The organism is Providencia sp. (assembly GCF_040396775.1).
In the GTDB taxonomy this organism is placed as follows: domain Bacteria; phylum Pseudomonadota; class Gammaproteobacteria; order Enterobacterales; family Enterobacteriaceae; genus Providencia.
Map to the genome: position 1 here is coordinate 53,075 of NZ_JBEBNT010000005.1, position 20,165 is coordinate 73,239.

Here is a 20,165-nt window from a genome sequence, read left to right on the forward strand (position 1 = left end):
CCCAATTAAGTTAATGTGCCAACGATCAAGTTGTATAAGGCTAGTAAATAGCAATTATGTTTAAATTACCCTTGATGATTCAAGCTATTAGGTTAACAACCTAATCACAAGTGATAGGGTAAGAGTAGGAGTTTAGCAAAACTTCCACAAGGATGCAGTTGATAATTGGCTAACTTTACACTAAACCACACAATAAGCGGTTTACAGCCCACCGTGTCTATGTTGCAATCCTTAGCATTATTAAAAATATCGATAAAAATAAAGTGTTCAATGGAAGCTCAACAATTTTCACGTGCAGTGCTCGACTGGTATCACAAATATGGACGCAAAACGTTGCCATGGCAGCAGGAAAAATCCTCTTACCATGTATGGCTATCCGAGGTGATGCTGCAACAAACCCAAGTCAGTACCGTTATACCGTATTTTGAGAAATTTATTTCTCGCTTTGAAGATATTACCGCCCTCGCCAATGCGCCACTGGATGAAGTTCTACATTTATGGACAGGCCTTGGCTACTATGCCCGTGCACGTAATTTACACAAGGCTGCAAAAGTTGTTGCCGAGCAGTACGGTGGTAAATTTCCAACCACTTTTGATGAAGTGTTAGCTTTGCCGGGAGTTGGTCGCTCCACGGCGGGGGCTATTTTGTCGCTGTCCCAACAGCAGCATTACCCGATTTTAGACGGTAATGTAAAACGTGTATTAGCTCGTGCTTATGCCGTTGATGGCTGGCCGGGAAAAAAAGAGGTAGAAAACCGACTGTGGGAAATTAGCACTGATGTCACCCCCAATGATGGCGTAGAATTTTTTAACCAAGCAATGATGGATTTAGGTGCGATGGTTTGCACCCGCAGTAAACCGAAGTGCGAGCTTTGTCCGCTCAACTTTGGCTGCGTGGCTTATGCCAACCATTCATGGCAAAACTATCCGGGGAAAAAACCGAAGCAAAAAATCCCTGAAAAAACCGCTTGGTTTTTGATTATGCAGCATGAAGACAATATATGGTTAGAGCAACGTCCCCCTTCTGGTATTTGGGGTGGGTTATTTGCTTTTCCACAGTTTGAATCTTCAGAACAATTGACAGCGTGGTTGGCGGAATCAGGGCTCTCCCATGAAGCTCCTGAGCAGTTGATTGCCTTTCGCCACACGTTTAGCCATTTCCATTTAGATATTATCCCTGTAAAAGTTAAGATTCAGGCATTTAATTCTGCCATGGATGAAGGCAAAGGACTCTGGTATAACTTACACCTAGGCGCAACTATCGGCCTTGCCGCCCCAGTTGAAAGTTTATTAAAACAGCTCGCCTTACTACCTGATATTTGAGGAAATTTTAATGAGTAGAACGATTTTTTGTACATTCTTACAACGTGACGCAGATGGGCAAGATTTTCAACTTTACCCAGGTGAATTAGGGAAACGTATTTTTAATGAGATTTCTAAAGAAGCATGGAGCCAGTGGATGACTAAGCAAACCATGCTAATTAATGAAAAGAAACTCAATACAATGAACCCAGACGATCGTAAAATGTTAGAACAAGAAATGGTCAAATTCCTATTTGAAGGCCATGATATTCAAATTGACGGCTATACACCTGAAAAATAATCTGTCTGCCTACCTATTCTGTAGGTAGGCTTTTGCACCAATACTGTGAATCGTATGAAAAAACTATTTGCGCTGAGTTTATTGATCCCTCTAATTGTTTCGTGTTCCAGCAACCAAAAAACGGACTTTAACCCTGATTATGTCAAAGACACCAATGGCTTTGATATTTTAATGGGGCAGTTTGCCCATAATATCGAAAATATTTGGGGAATTAAGGAAGTCCTCATTGCGGGGCCAAAAGATTACGTAAAATATACGGACGAATACCGTACACGTAGTCATATTAATTTCGATGCAGGGACCATTACGGTTGAAACCATTTCAGCTGTAGAGCCATCGCAACACCTCAAAAAGGCCATTGTCACCACTTTATTGATGGGTGATGACCCCAATTCTATCGATCTCTATTCTGATATTAACGATATCCCCTACAGTAAAGAGCCTTTTTTATTTGGTCAGGTGTTAGATAACACCGGGGAAGCGATTCGTTGGGAGTGGCGAGCAACAAAGTTTGCAGATTATCTGATAGAAAACAAAATACAGCGCCGCCAATCTGGCATGAATATCGTTTGGTCAGTCACAATGCAATTAGTGCCTAACCATCTAGATAAACGCGCCCATAAATATTTGCCGTATATTAAAAAATCGTCAGCAAAATATGGTGTCGATGAATCGTTAATTTTAGCGATCATGCAAATTGAATCCAGTTTTAACCCCTATGCAGTCAGCCGTTCAGATGCGATGGGGCTAATGCAAATTATGCCGAACACCGCAGGGAAGGACGTTTTCCGCTCCCAAGGTAAGTCTGGCGTACCAAGCCGCAGCTACTTGTTCGACCCAGAAAAGAACATTGATACAGGTACTGCCTATTTAGCTATCTTACAAAACAGCTATTTAGGCGATATTCGTAATCAAACCTCTCGCCGTTATGCTGTTATTACCGCATACAATGGCGGTGCAGGCAGTGTTCTACGAGTATTCCATAGCGATAAAAAGCAAGCCGCTCAGCGCATAAACAATTTAGAACCGGGTGAAGTGTACGAAACCTTATCGACAAAACACCCTGCGGCTGAGTCACGCAACTATTTAATCAAAGTGAATAAAGCTCAGAAAAAATATCTGCGCTAGGGTTTATGTGCAAATGAAAACACCCGTTAAATGGCGGGTGTCCTTCATTATCCTGATTATTTTTAGGGGTTTTCGTTTAAAAAGTAGCTAAGGTGTTGAAAAAAAGCGCATACAGTCGAAAGTTTTTATAAAGCGCCTTGACTCAACTGATGGAATCAGGTTTAATACGTTCCGTTGCCCGGATAGCTCAGTCGGTAGAGCAGGGGATTGAAAATCCCCGTGTCCTTGGTTCGATTCCGAGTCCGGGCACCACTATTTAAAGAAACCAGCCTAAGGCTGGTTTTTTGCGTTTATAACACCTATCAAAATTAACAATGCGACTTTTGCCGCATTGCTCTTACCAATCAAACAACGCCTACCCTATCGTTCCCCTTGGGTATCCACTAATAAACGCTGATTAATATATTCAATAGTTTCCTCTATTGTCATTATCTTATTCACCACATTGGTAATTCCCTGACCAATAATCACTTCAGCTTGGCGCAAATTAAACAACTTGCCGTTCGGAATGGAAGATTCACGGATCCCACCATTAATTTCTTGATAAGCCAATGGCATCCACGGATAACGATGGCAAATTTCTTGGTTATGGCTGAAATCTTGGTGATTGCTGTTCCCACCTAATAAAATCAGGTGATCCATCACGATAGGCGAATAGAGCCAGCGATAAAACTGCTCCGCATAATGTGACTTTTGGCTGTAACGGGAAACCCCAAGCGCTCCGCCCCCAAGCTGTGGAAGCCCTCCAGGCACAGGCGCATAGCCAATTTTAGGAAAAATATCACTGTGAGCTACATCATTGAATAGGTTCATATAGGCAATCAACATGGCAAGCTCACCTTGCTCAAATTGCCTGACTGACTCGCTCCACCACTTTTCATGGATATTCTCAGTGACAGAAACTTGCTGTAGATAATCACTTAACACTTTACCTGCCAAAGGCATTTCTAATCGAGGAATATCCCCCTCCCCAATTAACCGCCCACCATCTGCGTAGTAGCGTAACAAATATTCACTGGCGATAAGACCTGCACTTCCTAGCGTTGTCGATGCGCCAATTGGACGGGAAAATTGCCCTTTCTCATGTAACTCTGTAAAAAACTGCGTAACTTGGTCGTATTCACGAAAATGAGCCGGCACAATCAATTCATTGCCTGTTTTCTCGTAATACATGCGTTTTAGAATCGGGTCTTCAAACAGGTCTTTTCGATAAAACAGCAGCTGAGCACTCGCATCAAACGGCATGGCATACGCAGTATCCCCCACTAAACTAAATTTCTGTTGAGTTGGAGCCGAAAAGTTACTTAATAAATCCGTCACTCCGTCCCCAATTTTATCGAGGGGTTGTAATATGCGCTCTGCAAACCAAGGAAAACAGGCCATATCAATACGCAATAAATCATAATAAGGATGTAGATGGAGCTGGCCTAATATTTGGTAAACTTCATCATACGGGTGTATGGCTAAATTCACCTTAATACCTGTTTGGCGATAAAAATGGGGCAAAAGTTTTTTAAGCGCGTTGGTTGAAGGACTTGGCAAAATAAGGAGGTTCAAGCTCGGTTCATCCGCATTCACGGTGCTCAATGCTGGCGTTGCAGTATACAGGTTGCCGCTTTGGTTACGGACATAAACGGTATTTTCACCCGCGACGCCACTTTTCTGCACATCTTCTTTCATTAATTCATCGACAACTTCCAGCCCCAATTGCGCATAGTTCATCGGAAAGCAATGCAACCCTTTTAATATTGGGGGAATATTACCACTTAAAGCGAAAATGGCAGGGCAATCACTGTTACTGCCAAAAAAGCTGGCTTGAGTTAAAAAACTCGCTTTTTCAATATCTTCAGCAACAAATAAGTCTGGTGTTTGGTCTAAGGTAAAAAAATCAAAAGCCGCTTTGTACGATTCATCATTCGAAGCTCGGATAACAACATATTTTTTATTTGGCGCGTGTTGTTTTAGGTTTTTTTGTAACTCACTCACAAATGTTGAGCGCTCTAACTCACCATGTTCATCACTAAAAATCCCCACCAGTTGGCTGCGACTTGTCGCAATTTGTTGGCAAATGGCATCAGCGGCTTGAGAAAAATCCAGTGTGAAAAAGTGATGAGCATTAGTGGGCTGGCGATAAATAAACACGATTTGAGAAGCGGGCAGTTTTAACGTGTCAAAATAAATATTTGCATCCTGCAAGCAACTCACAGCAACTACCTGTTTATAGCCACCCGCCGCAATTTTTTGTAATGCATCTAGCTCCGTTGTTTCAAGATCATCTGTCAAAAACAGATCATAGGTTATTTCTGGGTACAAAGAGATTGATTGTCTAAATGAATTAAAAAAGATTGCGTATTTATCGGATACCAACTGCGGTAGCAGTATCGCGACTTTATGGCTCTTATTGGTTCTCAACAATTGTGCTTGTGTATTGAGCTGATACCCCATTTGCTTTGCCGCTTTATACACCGCTTCAATTTTTTCCACACTCACATTTCCACGTTTATTCAAAACGTTAGAAACAGTACCATGAGAAACACCCGCCAATTTTGCAATGTCTTTAATTGTTGCCATTTGTCTTTTTCACCTTAGTTGCTTCTCGCAATAGCATACCTGAATTATTTATCACGACTACCCATAATTAATTTGAACGTTCCAAATTAAATTTGCTGATATAACAATCAAATGAGCAAAAAAGTTACATTTTTATCCCCCTACAATAAAAAATTAAAAATATACAAATTAATCAAATAGATAGTTATTTTAATTTGAATGAGATCACTGATCTGAACATCTATTATTGGCAAGGTAAGCCACTCAGATTAATATTGGAACGTTCAAATAAGCAATTTATAGATTTAATACCAGCACCAGGGATTTAATAAAATTAAATAAAACAATAAGATAAAGGTAATTATCATGAAAATTCACTTTTTAGGCACTGCGGCATCAGAGGGAATACCAAATCCTTTTTGCCGTTGTGAGCATTGCCAAAAAGCAAGGCAACTTGGCGGTAAAGATATAAGAACCCATTCTTCAGCGATTGTGGATGATCTGATGTTGATCGATGTGTCTCCAACATTTAGCTACCAACTCATGCGCGATGGAATGGATGCAACCCATTTTGAAAGCCTGTTATTCACGCACACTCATCCCGATCATTTTAATGTCGGCGATCTGTTCAGTAGAATGGAAGGCTATGGTTTTGAAATTCATCATCCACTTCATATCTTTGGCAATGATCGTGCTATCAACGGTTGCCTTGACGTGTTACCGGGGTACAGCAAAGAACGCTTCGCTTTTCATTGCTTAATCCCTTTTGTCACCGTTGAAAGAAACGGATATAAAATTACCCCATTACTGGCAAACCATGCGAAATGGGAACTTTGCTATGTTTATCATATTGAAAAAGATGGCAAAGCAATTTTCTATGGCCACGATTCAGGCTGGTTCCCAGAACTGACTTGGCAATGGCTTGAAAACAAACCATTGGATATTGTTGTATTCGAATGCACTTATGGCCTAAATGGCAATAATCATACCGATAACCATATGAGCCTAGAAACCGTCTTTGCAGCACAAGAAAGACTGCAACAACAAGGTTGTTTGCATTCTGATACTCAAATTGCCGTTTCTCATATTTCACACAGTGGTAAATTACTGCATGAAGAATTAGTGGCGGTTTGTGCTCCTTATAATATCCGTGTCGCATATGACGGATTAACGTTAGAAACACATTAAGAGGGAAATAAAAATGGATATGAAAATTACTTCCCGCTTACTGATTATGATGTTTGTCCAATATTTCATGCAAGGTGCATGGAATATGACTATGGGGCTGGTATTAAGCACCTATGGAATGGCACACATCATTGGTAATGCTTATGCGTTATTAGGTGTCGCAACTATTATTTCACCGTTATTTATTGGTATGGTTGCTGACCGTTTCTTTGCATCACAAAAAGTGATGGGGATCCTTCACTTAATTAATGCCGCTGTTATTTTATGTGTGCCTCAATTTATTGAAGCGCAAAACAGTGGTATGACCCTATTTTTGATCTTCATTATTGGCCTGCTGTTTTACCCAACAACCGCGCTTTCTAATAGCATCAGTTTCTCCCATATTAATGGCGTGAAATATTTCCCTATCATTCGAGTATTCGGTACGTTTGGTTTTATGGCTATCGGGTTTATTTTAGGGGAAATGGGTTTCTCTGGCAGCACAATGACATGGTATATCGCTTCTGCCGTTGCGGTCGTATTAGGTTTTTACTGCTTTACACTGCCAAATACACCACCAAAAGCCAAAGGCAAACCGTTCTCTGCACGCGATATTTTATGCCTAGATGCGCTTTCATTATTTAAAGACCGCTATTTCGCCATTTTAATGTTTAGCATCTTTGTATTAATGATCCCAAAAACAGCTTATTCCGCCTATATCCCTGTATTTATTAAAACGCTCGGTTTCGACAATGCCGCGTCTATAATGCAAATCGGTATTGCTTGTGAAGTGCTGTTTATGTTCTTCCTCTCGTTCTTCTTAATGAAATTTGGTTTTAAAATCACCTTATTATTAGGCGCAATTAGCTGGATTATTCGCTCCACATTATTTGCCTACGCTGCGGTTGATACCAGTTTGTACTTTATCGTGTTTGGTTTGATGCTTCAGGGATTATGTTGGGACTTCTTCTTTACCGCTGGCGATATTTATGTCGACCGTAAAGCAAAACCAGAAATCCGCGCACAAGCTCAAGGGTTACGCTTTATTGTTTCAAATGGCTTCGGTTTATTATTCGCCTCCACGATTTGCGGGCAACTATTTAACTCAACGGTTACAGAAAAAGGCAGCGAATCCTTACCGCAGTGGGAAACCTTCTGGCATTACCCTGCTATCGTCGCCGCTGTCGTCAGTGTGTTCTTTATCTTCTTCTTTAAAGATGATGTATCTAAAAAGAAAAATAATGACGATAAAAAAGCACCTGAGGGCGCTGTAGCACTGTAATTTGAAATATACAGAGGTAAGCCATGGATGCTCTTATACAGTTTGTCGACACCATTGGCCCTTTGTCACTATCCAGTATCGCTAAATTACTCGCCGCCTTTATTTTAGGCGGCTTTATTGGCTTAGAGCGTGAATCAAAGGGAAAACCTGTCGGCTTTAAAACTTGTGTCATTATTGCAGTCGCCAGTAGCTTATTAACCATTGTTTCCATTCAATCTGCCGAATATTACGCTAATATTTCAGATAATATTCGCAGTGACCCAATGAGATTAGCTGCACAAATAATCAGTGGCGTGGGTTTTTTAGGCGCGGGAGTTATTTTACATCGTCGTGATGATGCTATTTCCGGGCTGACAACCGCAGCGATTGTTTGGGCTTCAGCTGGGGTAGGAATTGCTTGTGGTTCTGGATTTTATTGGCACGCATTAATTGTCACCGTTCTTTTTTTCTTGGCGATTCAACTGAGCCCACAAGTGGCACTATTTCAGATGAAAAATCAAAAATTAGGTAAGATTAAAGTTCGAATGTTGTTTACCCATGAAGATGGCGTTCCCTTGCTTATTGAGTATTTGAAACAACATAAAGACATTATTGAAAACCTGACTATACGTGACATTAAAAAAGAGCGAGTCGAAGTGAATTTAAAACTAGTGGTTCGCCAAAAAACCACATTGCCTGAATTTTATTGCTCGTTAAAACAGTTATCCTATGTACATTCTGTTTCTTTAGATCACTGATATTCAATGATTGTATGGCACAAAACCCGCAACTAAAGCGGGTTTTGTCGTTATAGGATTTCTATTATGTTTTACAAATGCTTTAAATCCTCAGGAATATTTCTTTTTAAAATGCGCCAGAAATCCTCTGCGGTTTTATTTAAGCGAGTGTCCATACGGTAAATGTAAGCTTGAATTGGAATGGTTAACTCTGGGGTATCAAGACAAACCAGTTTCTTTTCTTTTAGCTCATTGACCACTGAGTAAATCGGCAACCATGCGATACCATGACCATCCAATGCCATATTTTTTAATAATTCACTCATGGAGGACATAAACAATGTTTTAGAACTAATTGCACCGAACTCACTTAACCGACGGTTAACTAATCGCCCCATATAAGAGGCACTGGTATAATTCAACAAGGGAACTTGCGGTTGGTAAATATCGAATAATGGCTTGCCAAATTCATCTGCGGCACAGATAGGGTAAAGCTCAGACTCAAAAACATTTAAACACGAAAATGGCGACTGCATTAAATCCTCATCATAAAATGAGATGATAAAATCACTTTTCCCCTCTCTCAATGCATTCACCACCTGCACCACGTCAATGGCTTCAACATGATAGACAAATTCTCCGCCATAACCAGACAACGCATGAACAAGCTTGGGTAATAATGTTAATGATAATGAATGTGCCGCCGCAATTTTAATATTCGGTAAACTTAAAATATTATGGCCCGATAACTCATTCAAATTACACTCTAATTGCTGTAACAAGCTACGTGCTTGAGAGTGGAAAACTTTGCCCTCTTCAGACAACTGCAAGGGTGACGTGGTTCTATCAAACAATTCGACACCAATCGCCTCTTCTAGCGCCTTAATACGCCGACTAAAAGCGGGCTGGGAAATATTTCTTTGTTCCGCGGCATGGGAAAAATGCCGGCAAGATTCCAAGGTTAAAAAATCGTACAGCCACTTTGTTTCTATATTTTTCATGTTATTAAGCCTTAAGCAGACTCGCTGTTAAAATATAAAATAATAATGAGATTCTTATTGGTATATTTAGTTAACCATCAGTTAAATTATCATGCATGTATTGTATATCTGTTATTTGTATTATGCATAAAGTTATCGTTTTAAACATTAATAAAAATCAAAGTTTATTTTTTATTAAATAGAGCATTACCGTCAAACCCAATTATATTCAGGCTTTGTCCTTCATTTCATTGCGCCCCTTCGAGTTAACATTAAAATCTTAATGCATATCTTGCATCACCCCATACTTACTTGCATTTCTCTTACATAAAAAACATTGCTAAAAATTAGGCACCGATTAATTAGAACTTATCGTTAATAATTAATTAAAAAATGCATTTCATGTTAAATAAGTTAAGCAATATCGCGTTTAATTTATCTTAAATCAAAAAAGATAAAAATCGCAGGAGCGTAATAATGAAAGGTTTAATTGGTGTATTAGGTGGAATGGGCCCAGCAGCAACCGTCGATTTATTTAATAAGTTTGTAACATATACGGTTGCAAATAAAGATCAAGAGCATATTCCATTAATTATTTCATCCATTCCTGATATTCCAGATCGTACAGAAGCATTGCTAAACCATGGGGTATCACCACTCCCTTTAATGACTAATTACTTAAAGAAACTTGAAGATGCAGGGGCAGAATGCATTGTTATCCCTTGTAATACTGCACATTTTTGGTTCGATGAACTAAAAAATGCTTGCCATGTGGATATGCTGAGTATTGTTGAAACCACCATGCAAGAGGTTCTACTAACTAAGAAAAAAAATATTGGCTTATTAGCAACTAACGCAACTATGTATATGGGGCTTTACCAAAAAAGTATTGAACAAAAAAAATTAAACTGCATAACACCCAATGAAGAAAGTCAGAATTTAGTGATGAAAAGTATTTATTTATTAAAATCTGGAAATAAAGATGCAGCGGAAAAAATCATGAAATCACAAGCTGAATTATTATTTTCACGCGGAGCTGACATCATTGTTTTAGGCTGTACTGAAGTTCCCGTTATTTTAGCTAATGAAGTCAATAAACATCCCGATAAATATATAGATTCAACAGGCTCCTTAGTTAGAGCTAGTATTCATTGGTATGAAAATCGAGTTGGTAAATCACATTTAATAACAAACCAGAATTCACAGTAAATATTTAACCATTATTAAAAATAATCATTTTTATAAATTCTATTACTAATGACAGCATATTGTCTATTGGAGACGATTATGGTTTGGCTAGAGATCATTGTTGTACTAGGTGCAATTTTTTTCGGTATACGCATGGGCGGAATAGGTATTGGCCTATGCGGGGGATTAGGCTTAGCGGTATTAACTATTGGATTTGGTTTGCCAATAGGTTCTCCCCCTGTCGATGTTATTTTAATTATTATGACCGTTGTTGTTGCAGCATCCGCATTGCAGGCAGCTGGAGGGATGGATTATTTAGTTCGCCTAGCCAGCACATTTATGCGTAAAAATCCGAAGTACCTAAATATTATTGCGCCAATCACCACGTGGGTGATGACCATTATGGCAGGTACAGGTTTTATTGTTTTCTCAATGCTTCCTGTCATTGCTGAAATTGCCAAAGACTCGGGTATCCGCCCTTCTCGTACATTGGCAGGTTCTGTCGTTGCCTCACAAATTGCTATTTCAGGCTCGCCAATTAGCGCTGCAATGGCGGCAATGTTAACCATTATGGAGGGCAATGGCGTTACATTTATTGTTGTTATGTCAGTGTGCTTACCTGCTTCATTTGTCGCTGCGATGGTTGCTGCATTTATTGCGTCACGCCAAGGTTGCGAATTGGAAGATGATGAAGTTTATTTAGATCGTTTACAAAAAGGGTTAGTCCATAAATACGAAGAGAAAAAAGGCGAAAGCACCACCCGTGAAAAATTTTCAGTTGTGGTTTTTCTCATCGCAACCGTTGCGATTGTGATATTAGCGGCTTTCCCACAATTACGCCCTGGCTTTGATATCGGCAAACCGATGGGTACCCGAGATATCATCATCATCTGTATGCTCAGTGCAGCCTGTTTGATGGTTATTTTCTGTAAAACATCACCAAACTCTATCGTTTTAGCACCAACGTTCCGTTCAGGAATGAGCTCCCTTGCTGTCATACTGGGGATTGTGACATTAGGCACCACTTTTGTTGATGCCCATATGGATCAAATCAAAGCTATCGCAGGGGATGTGTTATCTGCCTACCCTATCTTGTTAGCTGTCGTGCTGTTTTTTACCTGTGCATTACTCTATTCCCAAGGGGCAACCACGCCGCTAATCATTCCATTAGCTATTGCTTTGGATGTACCAACATGGGCTATTTTAGCGTCATTCGTTGCTGTCACGGGGGTGTTTGTTTTACCAACTTACCCAACGTCATTAGCCGCAATCGAATTTGACTCCACAGGTTCAACCCGCGTCGGAAAATATATTCTTAACCACCCCTTTATGCTACCGGGGCTCGGTGGAATTATTGCTGGGGTTGCCTTTGGATTTATTATCGCGCCGATGATTGTTTAACTTGATAAGTGAGGGTCTCATCCCTCACTTATCACTATAAATAAAAACACCGATTTCCTTACAAAATGAAGTTATTAATTGGTATTTTTTGGCTTTATTCTGAGTTGAGTTGATTAAATACAATGCTGAATAGAGCCCTTTTTTCTTTCAAAGCTTATTTTTATTCATACTCAATTTTGATAAAAATTTAATTTGAAGTATCTGTTGCTTTCACGTCTAACTATAAAATTATTTTTAATAAATAAAATAATGGTTTATTTTCAATTTTAAATCACCTTATTTAATGAAAATAAAATTAATTTTCATATAAAAATGTGAGCTGAAATGTTTTTGCATGAATTATCCACTTCTGAAAACAGTTAAAATAATTATACTCGGCTTCATATTCATTTCTTAATAAAGCTAACACGAGGGATGAATTTTATTTTATTACTTATTTTTCATCGTGTTAGAAACTTGTGATAGACGTTTCCTCCCCCTTTTGAAGGTGCCCTGAAAGCAATTAAAATTAAGAGTTAAATCACAAATCTTAGTTTTTCTTCTTCGCTCTTTCAAAAATGACGACGTCGTCATATTAAAAATAAATTATTTTATCTATAACATTAAAGAACCATTTTTCTTACATTCGTATCCAAATTTATCGTTAAGCGTAAAAATTAAAGCAATTTAGAGATAAAAAAAACGCTTAATGTTGACGTCAACATTAGGGCTAACAACTAGAAAGAGGTTTTAGAACATGAGTAACCTACCTGAAAAAATGAAAGCCGTTGTTTGTCATGGTCCCCATGACTATCGCTTTGAAAATATTAAAAGACCAGCGGCTGGCTTTCGTGAAGTTGTCATTAAAGTCGATGGCTGTGGGATCTGTGCAGGTGACTGCAAGGCCAATGATGGCGCACAAATGTTCTGGGGCGATGACCCGTGGATCAAAGCCCCTGTCGTCCCTGGACATGAATTCTATGGCAGAGTCGCAGAATTGGGCGAAGGATCCGCTGAAAAATATAAATTAAAAGTGGGTGACCGTATCCTCGCAGAACAAATCGTCCCTTGCTGGGAGTGCCGTTTCTGTAAGTCAGGTAAATATTGGATGTGCGAAACCCATGATATCTACGGTTTCCAAAAAGAAGTTGCAGATGGCGGGATGGCAGAATACATGCGTTTTTCTGAGCGCGCTATTATTCACAAAATTCCTGATGAGCTTTCCGATAAAGACGCCGCATTAATCGAACCAATGGCCTGTGCTATCCACACCGTTCGCCGTGGTGATATTGATTTAAATGACGTCGTCGTCATTGCAGGTGCAGGCCCACTTGGCCTGTGTATGATCCAAGTTGCAAAACTCAAAACCCCCAAAAAATTAGTCGTGATCGATGCTATTGACGAACGCCTCGAATTAGCGAAAAAATTTGGGGCCGATGTGGTGATCAACCCACTGAAAGAAGACGCCATTAAGTTAGTCAAAGAGATGACGGAAGGCTACGGTTGCGATGTTTACATCGAAGCAACAGGTGCCCCTGTTGGTGTGACTCAAGGATTAGAAATGATCCGTAAACTTGGCCGTTTCGTTGAATTTAGCGTATTCGGTAAAGAAACCACGGTTGACTGGTCAATTATTGGTGACCGTAAAGAACTCGATATCCGCGGTGCGCACTTAGGCCCATACAGCTACGAGGTTGCTATCGATCTCTTTAGCCGCGGCTTAGTTAATGCTGATGATATCGTTACCCACTTCTACTCTATCGATGATTGGGAAGAAGCCTTTGTCATGGCGAAATCTGCCGACTCAATTAAAGTCGTCATCAAGCCATAGGCATAACTAACTGTTTGTAATAATTAATAATTTTAATAAACACTAAATAAGTAACACCCTACATATAATTAAATGCTCTTTAGGAGAACATCTTATGTTGAGTAAATTCAAAAAGTTAGCTGTAGCAGCAAGTGTCCTGACTTTAGGTATGGCGTTCAATGCTACGGCAAAACCCGTTTCAGTTGGTATGTCGTTTCAAGAATTAAACAACGAATATTTCGTCACGATGAAAGAAGCTCTGGAGAGCGCAACTGGCGATATGGGTGCTCAGCTGTATATTTCCGATGCGGCGCATGATGTATCGAAACAAACCAGCGATATCGAAGATATGTTACAGAAAAAAATCGATATCTTGTTAATCAACCCAGCGGATAGCGTTGGTGCAGAGACCGCAGTACTGGCAGCGAAAAAAGCCGGTGTTGTGGTTATCGCTATCGATGCGCAAGCTAATGGCCCAATTGACTCTTTCGTCGGGTCTAAAAACTACGATGCAGGCTTAATGGCAGGTAAACGCTTAGGTGAAGCATTGGGTGGAAAAGGTGAAGTCGCAATTTTAGATGGTATCCCTGTTGTACCAATCCTCGAACGTGTTCGTGGCTTTGAAGCTGCAATGAAAGAATATCCAAACATTAAAATTGTTACCAAACTAAATGGTAAGCAAGAACGTGACACTGCGATGAACGTCACAGAAAACATGTTGCAAGCTAACCCGACTTTGAACGGTATTTTCAGTGTTAACGATGTGGGCTCATTAGGCGCATTAGCGGCTATCGAATCTTCTGGTCGTGATGTGAAACTCGTCAGTGTTGATGGTTCACCTGAAGCCGTTGCTGAAATTGCGAAAGGTAACTCACCGTTTATCGCAACGTCTGCACAGTTCCCACGTGACCAAGTTCGTATTGGCTTAGCAATGGGTCTGGCAAAATATTGGGGTGCTAACGTACCAAAAGAAGTGCCGATTGATGTTAAATTAATCGACAAAACAAATGCAAAAGATTTCCACTGGTAATCGAATGTTGACTCACTAATTGTATTGCACCTGTACTTTACGTATTAGGTGCAATACCTCTACATAACAATTAATAATTAAATGCATATTGGAATCACTTTATTCCAAATGACTTTGTTACCCATTTTTAAGCGGTTAAGAAATATAGGGAAGCAATATGATGCAATTATTAGCATTACAAGATGTCAGTAAAACTTTCCCTGGGGTTAAGGCGTTAGATAATATTAATCTCTCCCTTGAAAAAGGTGAGGTTCACGCATTATTAGGTGAAAATGGCGCTGGTAAATCCACGCTGATGAAAGTTTTATGTGGAATACACAAACCTGATAGCGGAAAAATTCTGATAGAAGGTAAAGAGCATACATTTCATAACTACAGGGATGCAATTAAGGCAGGCGTTGGTATTATTTTTCAAGAATTTTCTCTAATCCCTTATTTAAATGCTTTTGAAAATATATTTTTAAATCGCGAATTAAAAAATAAATTTGGTTTATTAGATAGAAAACTGATGCGCCAAAAGTCTCAAGCTCTACTGGCCGACCTTGGTGTCAATATCGATATTGATGAGCCAATTAGCCACTTAAGTATCGCTGAGCAACAATTTATTGAAATAGCTAAAGCACTTTCTTTAGATGCCAAAATTTTAGTATTAGATGAACCAACGGCGACTCTGACACCGAATGAGGCGAACCATCTATTTGATGTAATGAGGGACTTAAAAGCCAAAGGCGTTGGCATGTTTTTCATTTCTCATCACTTAGAAGAAATTTATGAAATATGCGATACCATCAGTGTATTACGTGATGGGCAATATATTGGCTCACGTAAAGTCGATGAAACGGACTTAGACGTCATTATTGAAATGATGGTGGGTCGTGAAGTGGAAAATATCTATCCGCATAAGCGTGAATTCATCCAACAAGAAATTATTCTTGATGCTGAAATTCAACGGTTTGCGAATAGCCCAGTGAACCACCTTCAATTGAAAAAAGGTGAAATTTTAGGGTTAGCGGGCCTTGTTGGTTCAGGGAGAACAGAAACTATTCTCGCCATGATTGGCGCGGATAAGGCGTATAAGAAAAAAGTCGTTTTAGAAGGCAAAGAAGTCAAAATTAAATCTGCGGCAGCCGCGCTGCAATTAGGTATTGGCTTATTACCTGAAAGCCGTAAAACCCAAGGTTTAGTTTTACCGTTCTCAGTCAATGAAAATATTTGGCTGAATAACCATGCTCAAAAATTATTTTTAATTCAAAATAAAAAAGAACTGACTTTATCCATTGATTTAATTTCTCAAGTAAAAGTTAAAACACCAGAGCCCCATACTGCGGTTTCCACATTAAGTGGTGGTAATCAGCAAAAAGTTGTTATTGCTCGCTGGCTAAATAAACAAGCCAAAATTCTTATTTTCGATGAGCCTACTCGAGGTATTGATGTTGGGGCAAAATCAGAAATTTATCAGCTAATGCGCTCACTCACTGAAAAAGGGATCTCCATTATTATGATCTCTTCTGAACTACCCGAAGTTATTGGAGTGAGTGACAGAGTTTTGGTCTTTCGTGATGGTGAAATTGCCGCTGAGTTAAGTGGAGAAGATATTAACTCGACTCAGATTATGGTGCATGCGGCTGGCAATATTATATAGGATAACGACTATGTCTAATCAAAGTGCAATTCCTTTAACTAAACCTAAATTTAGTTTTTCTAGATTAACAAAAATACCGGCATTTTTACCATTTGTTGGTTTAATTCTTTTATTTACTTGTATGTCCATTTTTAACGAACATTTTTTAACGGTAAATAACCTTTCAACAATTGCGCGACAAGTTTCAATCAATGCCATTATCGCTATTGGGATGACTTTTGCTATTTTAACTGGCGGAATTGATTTATCGGTAGGTGCTGTTATGGCGCTATCAGGTACTTTAATGGCCGGCCTGATGAAATATTATGGTATGGATCCCTACGCAGCCATTGCACTGGGATTATTATCAGGGATCGCATTTGGCTTTATTAATGGGGTTTTAGCCGCTTACGGTAAAATGCCGCCAATTATCGTCACATTAGGTGCGATGATTATTGCGAAAGGTCTAGCATTAATTTATACCGGCGGCTATCCAATCTCAGGACTACCTAAAGAATTTGCCTTCTGGGGTCGTGAAGAGTTAATGGGTATTCAAGTCCCCATTTTATTAATGCTTGGCCTTTATCTTATTTTCTATGTCGTGTTAAACCATGTTTCATTTGGCCGCTATATTTATGCCATTGGTGGAAACGAAGAAGCCGCTCGCTTAAGTGGTATCCGCGTTGAACGTTATAAAATGCTGGTTTACGTAATAAGTGGTTTTACCGCCGCATTTGCAGGGTTAATTTTTACATCACGTGTTATGAGTGGGCAACCTAATGCTGGAGTCGGTTTTGAATTAGATGCGATTGCCGCAGTGGTATTGGGCGGCGCTTCCATCGCAGGTGGACGCGGTATGATTATCGGCACTCTAATTGGTGCGATGATCCTAGGGGTTCTCAATAATGGATTGAATTTACTGGGTATTTCCCCTTATGTTCAATACATCGTCAAAGGTTTAATTATCTGGGGTGCAACATTTATTAGCTCTATGAAGCGCTAAGTTTTTTCATGATTCAACCTTATCGGTTAATTGCTTGTCGATTATGATAGCCAATTAACCGATTTTTTAATCACTAATGAAAATGAGATATAAAATAGTAAAGGTATTATGGAGAGGGAAGAATCGGATAAATAGCCCCTTTACGAGGCAATTTATTATTATTAATAAATAACAAGCTGACCATTAACAAAAATTTGTTTCGTTTCATGGTCTTTATTAGTGTCACGCTCGATTTCTGAGAATAATAATTCTGTAGTTAATTCACCAAGGTAAACAGAATCATGATGAACACCAGAAATAGACAAATGATAGGTATCTGCATAAGGCGGTAAATCGACTGAAAAATAACGACAAGACAACCCTAATTCTGCAATAATTTTATACATCCCCGCGGTAATAATTCCATTCAACCCAACAATGTACATACCCGGAGTGTAAAGCTCTTGAACTTTTTGCCTTAAATATGCTTCATCTTTCTTATTAAACATATAACTGCTATATAAGACATTAAGATTCTTTCTATTTTTAAAGCTTGCATATATTCCAGACAAACGGGACAAACTAATTTCCGAATCTTTAGGGCCAGAGATAATTAATGTATTTTCGCTATTTTGTTCATTAAGGAATTTCCCAGTTAATGCCCCAATTTCAAAATTCTTTAAAAATAATCCTGAATATTTTTTTTCATAACCATAAATTGCACGGTCAACAAATACTAACGGCACATTATGTTGATCAATTAATGAAAGATAGCTAGGCTGATAACCTTTATCATCACGAACAGGAGATAGCAGAATACCACTTGCTTTATAACTAACTAAGGTTTCTATTGCGGTTTTCTCTGCTTTTTCATCACTATCCGAATCAAAAATCATCACTTGATACCCTTTCTCCTTTGCTAAACGAGAAACAGTCTGAATGAGTACCACATAGAAAGGGTTAAATGTACTGTCCGTAACCACACCAATTATGCGACTATTTTTATTTTTCAGATTTCGTGCAAAAAGATTTGGAACGTAATTGAGTTCTTGAGCAATTGCTAATATTTTGTCCCTTGTTTCTTTTTTTACCATTTCAGGATGGTTAAATGCACGTGAAACTGTAATATCAGTAACATTTGCACGCTTAGCTATATCAATTATTGTTGTTGAGCTATCTTGTTTTGTCATAATTATATTAGTCAACCTTTAATGATGCCCCTGATTGATATAGTGAAATTTCTTTAAGCTATTATCAGAGAAGATGAAATGCGATTATTCATTATACCGTATTGAAGGTGAAGATAAATCGTTTTTCTTCAATAATGGCACAATAATTCACTCCCCAAAAGGGTGATGTGCACCATAAAATGAAAAATAATTAAATTATAAATAAGTAAATAGATTTATTCTATTTTTAATTCAAACCACATCATTAAAATTATATTTAGCTCATCAAATACTGAATAGAGCATCCCAATAGAAACAATAACAATCAAACTCGCAAAAATGTTTTTAACTAATTTCAATGAAATATAATTTATGATTACTCGCCCTATTAACATACCAATAATACAAGAAACGATAAATATTGTGCTAATTTCTTTAGGGTATTGAAACCCATTCAAAATATTTATTAGGATACTCACGCTACCAATACAAAAAATGACCATTAATGAAGTGGCAATAATGCTTTTTATATTTAAGTTGGACACTTTTCGTAAAGCAGGAACAATCACAAAACCGCCGCCAACACCTAACAACCCAGTTAAAAGCCCCGCAATAATACCGATACCACCCAATATGGACGCCGTTTTTATATTCCAAATAAACTTGCCTGTTTCTTGGTTAATTTGGCAGGGGGCATCGTTTAGTTCAGTTAATTGACTAAAAAAAGTACGATACGCAACAAAAAGCATCACGAGGCTGAAGGCTAACGTCAACCAAATAGGCGTAATTATTTGGGCCAGATAAATGCCATATTTGGCAAAAGGAATGCTAACTATAACAATCCATATAGCAGCTTTGTAACGTATTGTTTTACTAATAAGACCTTGAATAACACCAATAAAAGCAGCCATTGTGATTGCCAAAAGCCCAACAGGGGCAGCAAGTGCCACCGTCCAATTTTGGCTAGCCATTAACGCAGGCACCGCTAAAATACCACCACCCGCCCCTGTTAACCCCAGCAAGCATCCAATCAGTAAACCTTCAAGAATCAATAGCAGCATAACGATGAATTTATAATTGCGATAAAAAGAGAAAATTACTTTAAACCGAACGCCTAATTAACACAAAATATTTGATTTAAAGTTTCTACGGCTTTGGCGAAAGAAAGTTCACCCGCCATCACTTTTGTCAATCGAGACTCTTTAAAAACAGCAATTGTTGGAACAGATTTAATGCCATATTTAGGTGCTAATATGGGGGAGTGAGCGATATCAACCAAACCAAATTTAACCGCACTTTTTTCAAAGTGGCTCGCTAATTGCTCAAAGATAGGCTTCATATTTTTGCAAGGTATACACCATGACGCTGAAAAATAGACAACAACTATGGGTGAGTCTTGCTCTTGTGGGTTATATAATGTGCGTGAGAAATTTTCACTATCTAACAACAAAATATTAGACATTTTGTCCACCTAGGCTGGTATTGATATCCGTTAATTTCTTAAACTGTATCATAGATAGCAGCATGATTAATGACTTAAAACGCCATTCAATTCAATC

At 38.8% G+C, this 20,165-nt stretch carries 17 protein-coding genes and 1 tRNA gene; 13 read left to right on the forward strand and 5 right to left on the reverse strand.

The annotated features are described in order from the left end of the window. Positions 1-270: 270 nt before the first annotated feature. The 4 genes from mutY (at position 271) to ABWP91_RS07955 (ending at position 2,983) form a co-directional block, all read left to right on the forward strand. The gene (gene mutY, locus ABWP91_RS07940) at positions 271-1,323 is read left to right on the forward strand and encodes an A/G-specific adenine glycosylase (RefSeq protein WP_353242816.1); all 1,053 of its coding nucleotides are present in this window, start codon (positions 271-273) and stop codon (positions 1,321-1,323) included. 10 nt (positions 1,324-1,333) lie between these two features. After that, positions 1,334-1,603: an oxidative damage protection protein gene (locus ABWP91_RS07945; protein ID WP_006657365.1), complete on the forward strand. Its 270-nt coding sequence runs from the start codon at positions 1,334-1,336 to the stop codon at positions 1,601-1,603. 54 nt (positions 1,604-1,657) lie between these two features. Continuing rightward, entirely contained in the window at positions 1,658-2,731 is a 1,074-nt protein-coding gene (gene mltC / locus ABWP91_RS07950) for a membrane-bound lytic murein transglycosylase MltC (protein WP_353242817.1), read from the forward strand. Positions 2,732-2,907: 176 nt separating this feature from the next. Then, positions 2,908-2,983: transfer RNA gene (locus ABWP91_RS07955), tRNA-Phe, on the forward strand. Between the two features lie 108 nt (positions 2,984-3,091). Here the strand turns inward: ABWP91_RS07955 and ABWP91_RS07960 are convergent. Then, positions 3,092-5,302, reverse strand: a complete 2,211-nt coding sequence (locus ABWP91_RS07960) for an extracellular solute-binding protein (RefSeq protein WP_353242818.1) — start codon at positions 5,300-5,302, stop codon at positions 3,092-3,094. A gap of 345 nt (positions 5,303-5,647) precedes the next feature. On the opposite strand from ABWP91_RS07960, the gene ABWP91_RS07965 reads away from it, so the two are divergent. From ABWP91_RS07965 to ABWP91_RS07975, 3 genes are read left to right on the forward strand one after another with little or no spacing between them, the layout of a single operon-like run. Further along, positions 5,648-6,469, forward strand: coding sequence for an MBL fold metallo-hydrolase (locus ABWP91_RS07965; protein WP_353242819.1), 822 nt, complete (start codon positions 5,648-5,650; stop codon positions 6,467-6,469). A gap of 13 nt (positions 6,470-6,482) precedes the next feature. After that, positions 6,483-7,730: an MFS transporter gene (locus tag ABWP91_RS07970; protein WP_353242820.1), complete on the forward strand. Its 1,248-nt coding sequence runs from the start codon at positions 6,483-6,485 to the stop codon at positions 7,728-7,730. Between the two features lie 23 nt (positions 7,731-7,753). Continuing rightward, positions 7,754-8,467 carry an MgtC/SapB family protein gene (locus ABWP91_RS07975; RefSeq protein ID WP_353242821.1) on the forward strand — a complete coding sequence of 238 codons (714 nt, stop codon included), beginning with the start codon at positions 7,754-7,756 and terminating at the stop codon, positions 8,465-8,467. 71 nt (positions 8,468-8,538) lie between these two features. Here the strand turns inward: ABWP91_RS07975 and hypT are convergent, their stop codons facing one another. Next, positions 8,539-9,447 (reverse strand): hypochlorite stress DNA-binding transcriptional regulator HypT, encoded by a 909-nt coding sequence (gene hypT, locus ABWP91_RS07980; RefSeq protein WP_353242822.1) that lies wholly within the window; start codon positions 9,445-9,447, stop codon positions 8,539-8,541. Between the two features lie 456 nt (positions 9,448-9,903). Between hypT and cuyB the strand changes: the two genes are divergently transcribed. The 6 genes from cuyB to ABWP91_RS08010 all read left to right on the forward strand — a co-directional run bounded on the left by cuyB (position 9,904) and on the right by ABWP91_RS08010 (position 17,458). Beyond that, the gene (gene cuyB, locus ABWP91_RS07985) at positions 9,904-10,635 is read left to right on the forward strand and encodes a cysteate racemase (protein WP_353242823.1); all 732 of its coding nucleotides are present in this window, start codon (positions 9,904-9,906) and stop codon (positions 10,633-10,635) included. Between the two features lie 78 nt (positions 10,636-10,713). After that, positions 10,714-12,015: an anaerobic C4-dicarboxylate transporter gene (locus tag ABWP91_RS07990; protein WP_206084713.1), complete on the forward strand. Its 1,302-nt coding sequence runs from the start codon at positions 10,714-10,716 to the stop codon at positions 12,013-12,015. A 736-nt stretch (positions 12,016-12,751) separates the two neighbouring features. Beyond that, a complete protein-coding gene (locus ABWP91_RS07995) occupies positions 12,752-13,825 on the forward strand; it encodes a zinc-binding dehydrogenase (protein ID WP_353242824.1) in 1,074 nt (357 codons plus the stop codon). A gap of 148 nt (positions 13,826-13,973) precedes the next feature. Then, positions 13,974-14,834: an ABC transporter substrate-binding protein gene (locus ABWP91_RS08000; RefSeq protein WP_370661211.1), complete on the forward strand. Its 861-nt coding sequence runs from the start codon at positions 13,974-13,976 to the stop codon at positions 14,832-14,834. A 157-nt stretch (positions 14,835-14,991) separates the two neighbouring features. Further along, a complete protein-coding gene (locus tag ABWP91_RS08005) occupies positions 14,992-16,476 on the forward strand; it encodes a sugar ABC transporter ATP-binding protein (RefSeq protein WP_353242825.1) in 1,485 nt (494 codons plus the stop codon). Positions 16,477-16,486: 10 nt separating this feature from the next. Further along, the gene (locus ABWP91_RS08010) at positions 16,487-17,458 is read left to right on the forward strand and encodes an ABC transporter permease (protein WP_353242826.1); all 972 of its coding nucleotides are present in this window, start codon (positions 16,487-16,489) and stop codon (positions 17,456-17,458) included. Between the two features lie 161 nt (positions 17,459-17,619). Here the strand turns inward: ABWP91_RS08010 and ABWP91_RS08015 are convergent, their stop codons facing one another. The 3 genes from ABWP91_RS08015 to ABWP91_RS08025 form a co-directional block, all read right to left on the reverse strand. Next, positions 17,620-18,627, reverse strand: a complete 1,008-nt coding sequence (locus ABWP91_RS08015; protein ID WP_353242827.1) for a LacI family DNA-binding transcriptional regulator — start codon at positions 18,625-18,627, stop codon at positions 17,620-17,622. A gap of 215 nt (positions 18,628-18,842) precedes the next feature. Continuing rightward, positions 18,843-19,667 carry a sulfite exporter TauE/SafE family protein gene (locus tag ABWP91_RS08020; RefSeq protein ID WP_353242828.1) on the reverse strand — a complete coding sequence of 275 codons (825 nt, stop codon included), beginning with the start codon at positions 19,665-19,667 and terminating at the stop codon, positions 18,843-18,845. A gap of 53 nt (positions 19,668-19,720) precedes the next feature. Continuing rightward, a complete protein-coding gene (locus ABWP91_RS08025) occupies positions 19,721-20,068 on the reverse strand; it encodes a thioredoxin family protein (RefSeq protein WP_353242829.1) in 348 nt (115 codons plus the stop codon). Positions 20,069-20,165 lie beyond the last annotated feature (97 nt).

Excerpts from the sequence above, each read along its gene's own strand:
- mutY (WP_353242816.1), top strand. The coding sequence starts at position 271 with ATGGAAGCTCAACAATTTTCACGTGCAGTGCTCGACTGGTATCACAAA.
- ABWP91_RS07945 (WP_006657365.1), top strand. The coding sequence starts at position 1,334 with ATGAGTAGAACGATTTTTTGTACATTCTTACAACGTGACGCAGATGGG.
- mltC (WP_353242817.1), top strand. The coding sequence starts at position 1,658 with ATGAAAAAACTATTTGCGCTGAGTTTATTGATCCCTCTAATTGTTTCG.
- ABWP91_RS07960 (WP_353242818.1), bottom strand. The coding sequence starts at position 5,302 with ATGGCAACAATTAAAGACATTGCAAAATTGGCGGGTGTTTCTCATGGT.
- ABWP91_RS07965 (WP_353242819.1), top strand. The coding sequence starts at position 5,648 with ATGAAAATTCACTTTTTAGGCACTGCGGCATCAGAGGGAATACCAAAT.
- ABWP91_RS07970 (WP_353242820.1), top strand. The coding sequence starts at position 6,483 with ATGGATATGAAAATTACTTCCCGCTTACTGATTATGATGTTTGTCCAA.
- ABWP91_RS07975 (WP_353242821.1), top strand. The coding sequence starts at position 7,754 with ATGGATGCTCTTATACAGTTTGTCGACACCATTGGCCCTTTGTCACTA.
- hypT (WP_353242822.1), bottom strand. The coding sequence starts at position 9,447 with ATGAAAAATATAGAAACAAAGTGGCTGTACGATTTTTTAACCTTGGAA.
- cuyB (WP_353242823.1), top strand. The coding sequence starts at position 9,904 with ATGAAAGGTTTAATTGGTGTATTAGGTGGAATGGGCCCAGCAGCAACC.
- ABWP91_RS07990 (WP_206084713.1), top strand. The coding sequence starts at position 10,714 with ATGGTTTGGCTAGAGATCATTGTTGTACTAGGTGCAATTTTTTTCGGT.
- ABWP91_RS07995 (WP_353242824.1), top strand. The coding sequence starts at position 12,752 with ATGAGTAACCTACCTGAAAAAATGAAAGCCGTTGTTTGTCATGGTCCC.
- ABWP91_RS08000 (WP_370661211.1), top strand. The coding sequence starts at position 13,974 with ATGGCGTTCAATGCTACGGCAAAACCCGTTTCAGTTGGTATGTCGTTT.
- ABWP91_RS08005 (WP_353242825.1), top strand. The coding sequence starts at position 14,992 with ATGATGCAATTATTAGCATTACAAGATGTCAGTAAAACTTTCCCTGGG.
- ABWP91_RS08010 (WP_353242826.1), top strand. The coding sequence starts at position 16,487 with ATGTCTAATCAAAGTGCAATTCCTTTAACTAAACCTAAATTTAGTTTT.
- ABWP91_RS08015 (WP_353242827.1), bottom strand. The coding sequence starts at position 18,627 with ATGACAAAACAAGATAGCTCAACAACAATAATTGATATAGCTAAGCGT.
- ABWP91_RS08020 (WP_353242828.1), bottom strand. The coding sequence starts at position 19,667 with ATGCTGCTATTGATTCTTGAAGGTTTACTGATTGGATGCTTGCTGGGG.
- ABWP91_RS08025 (WP_353242829.1), bottom strand. The coding sequence starts at position 20,068 with ATGTCTAATATTTTGTTGTTAGATAGTGAAAATTTCTCACGCACATTA.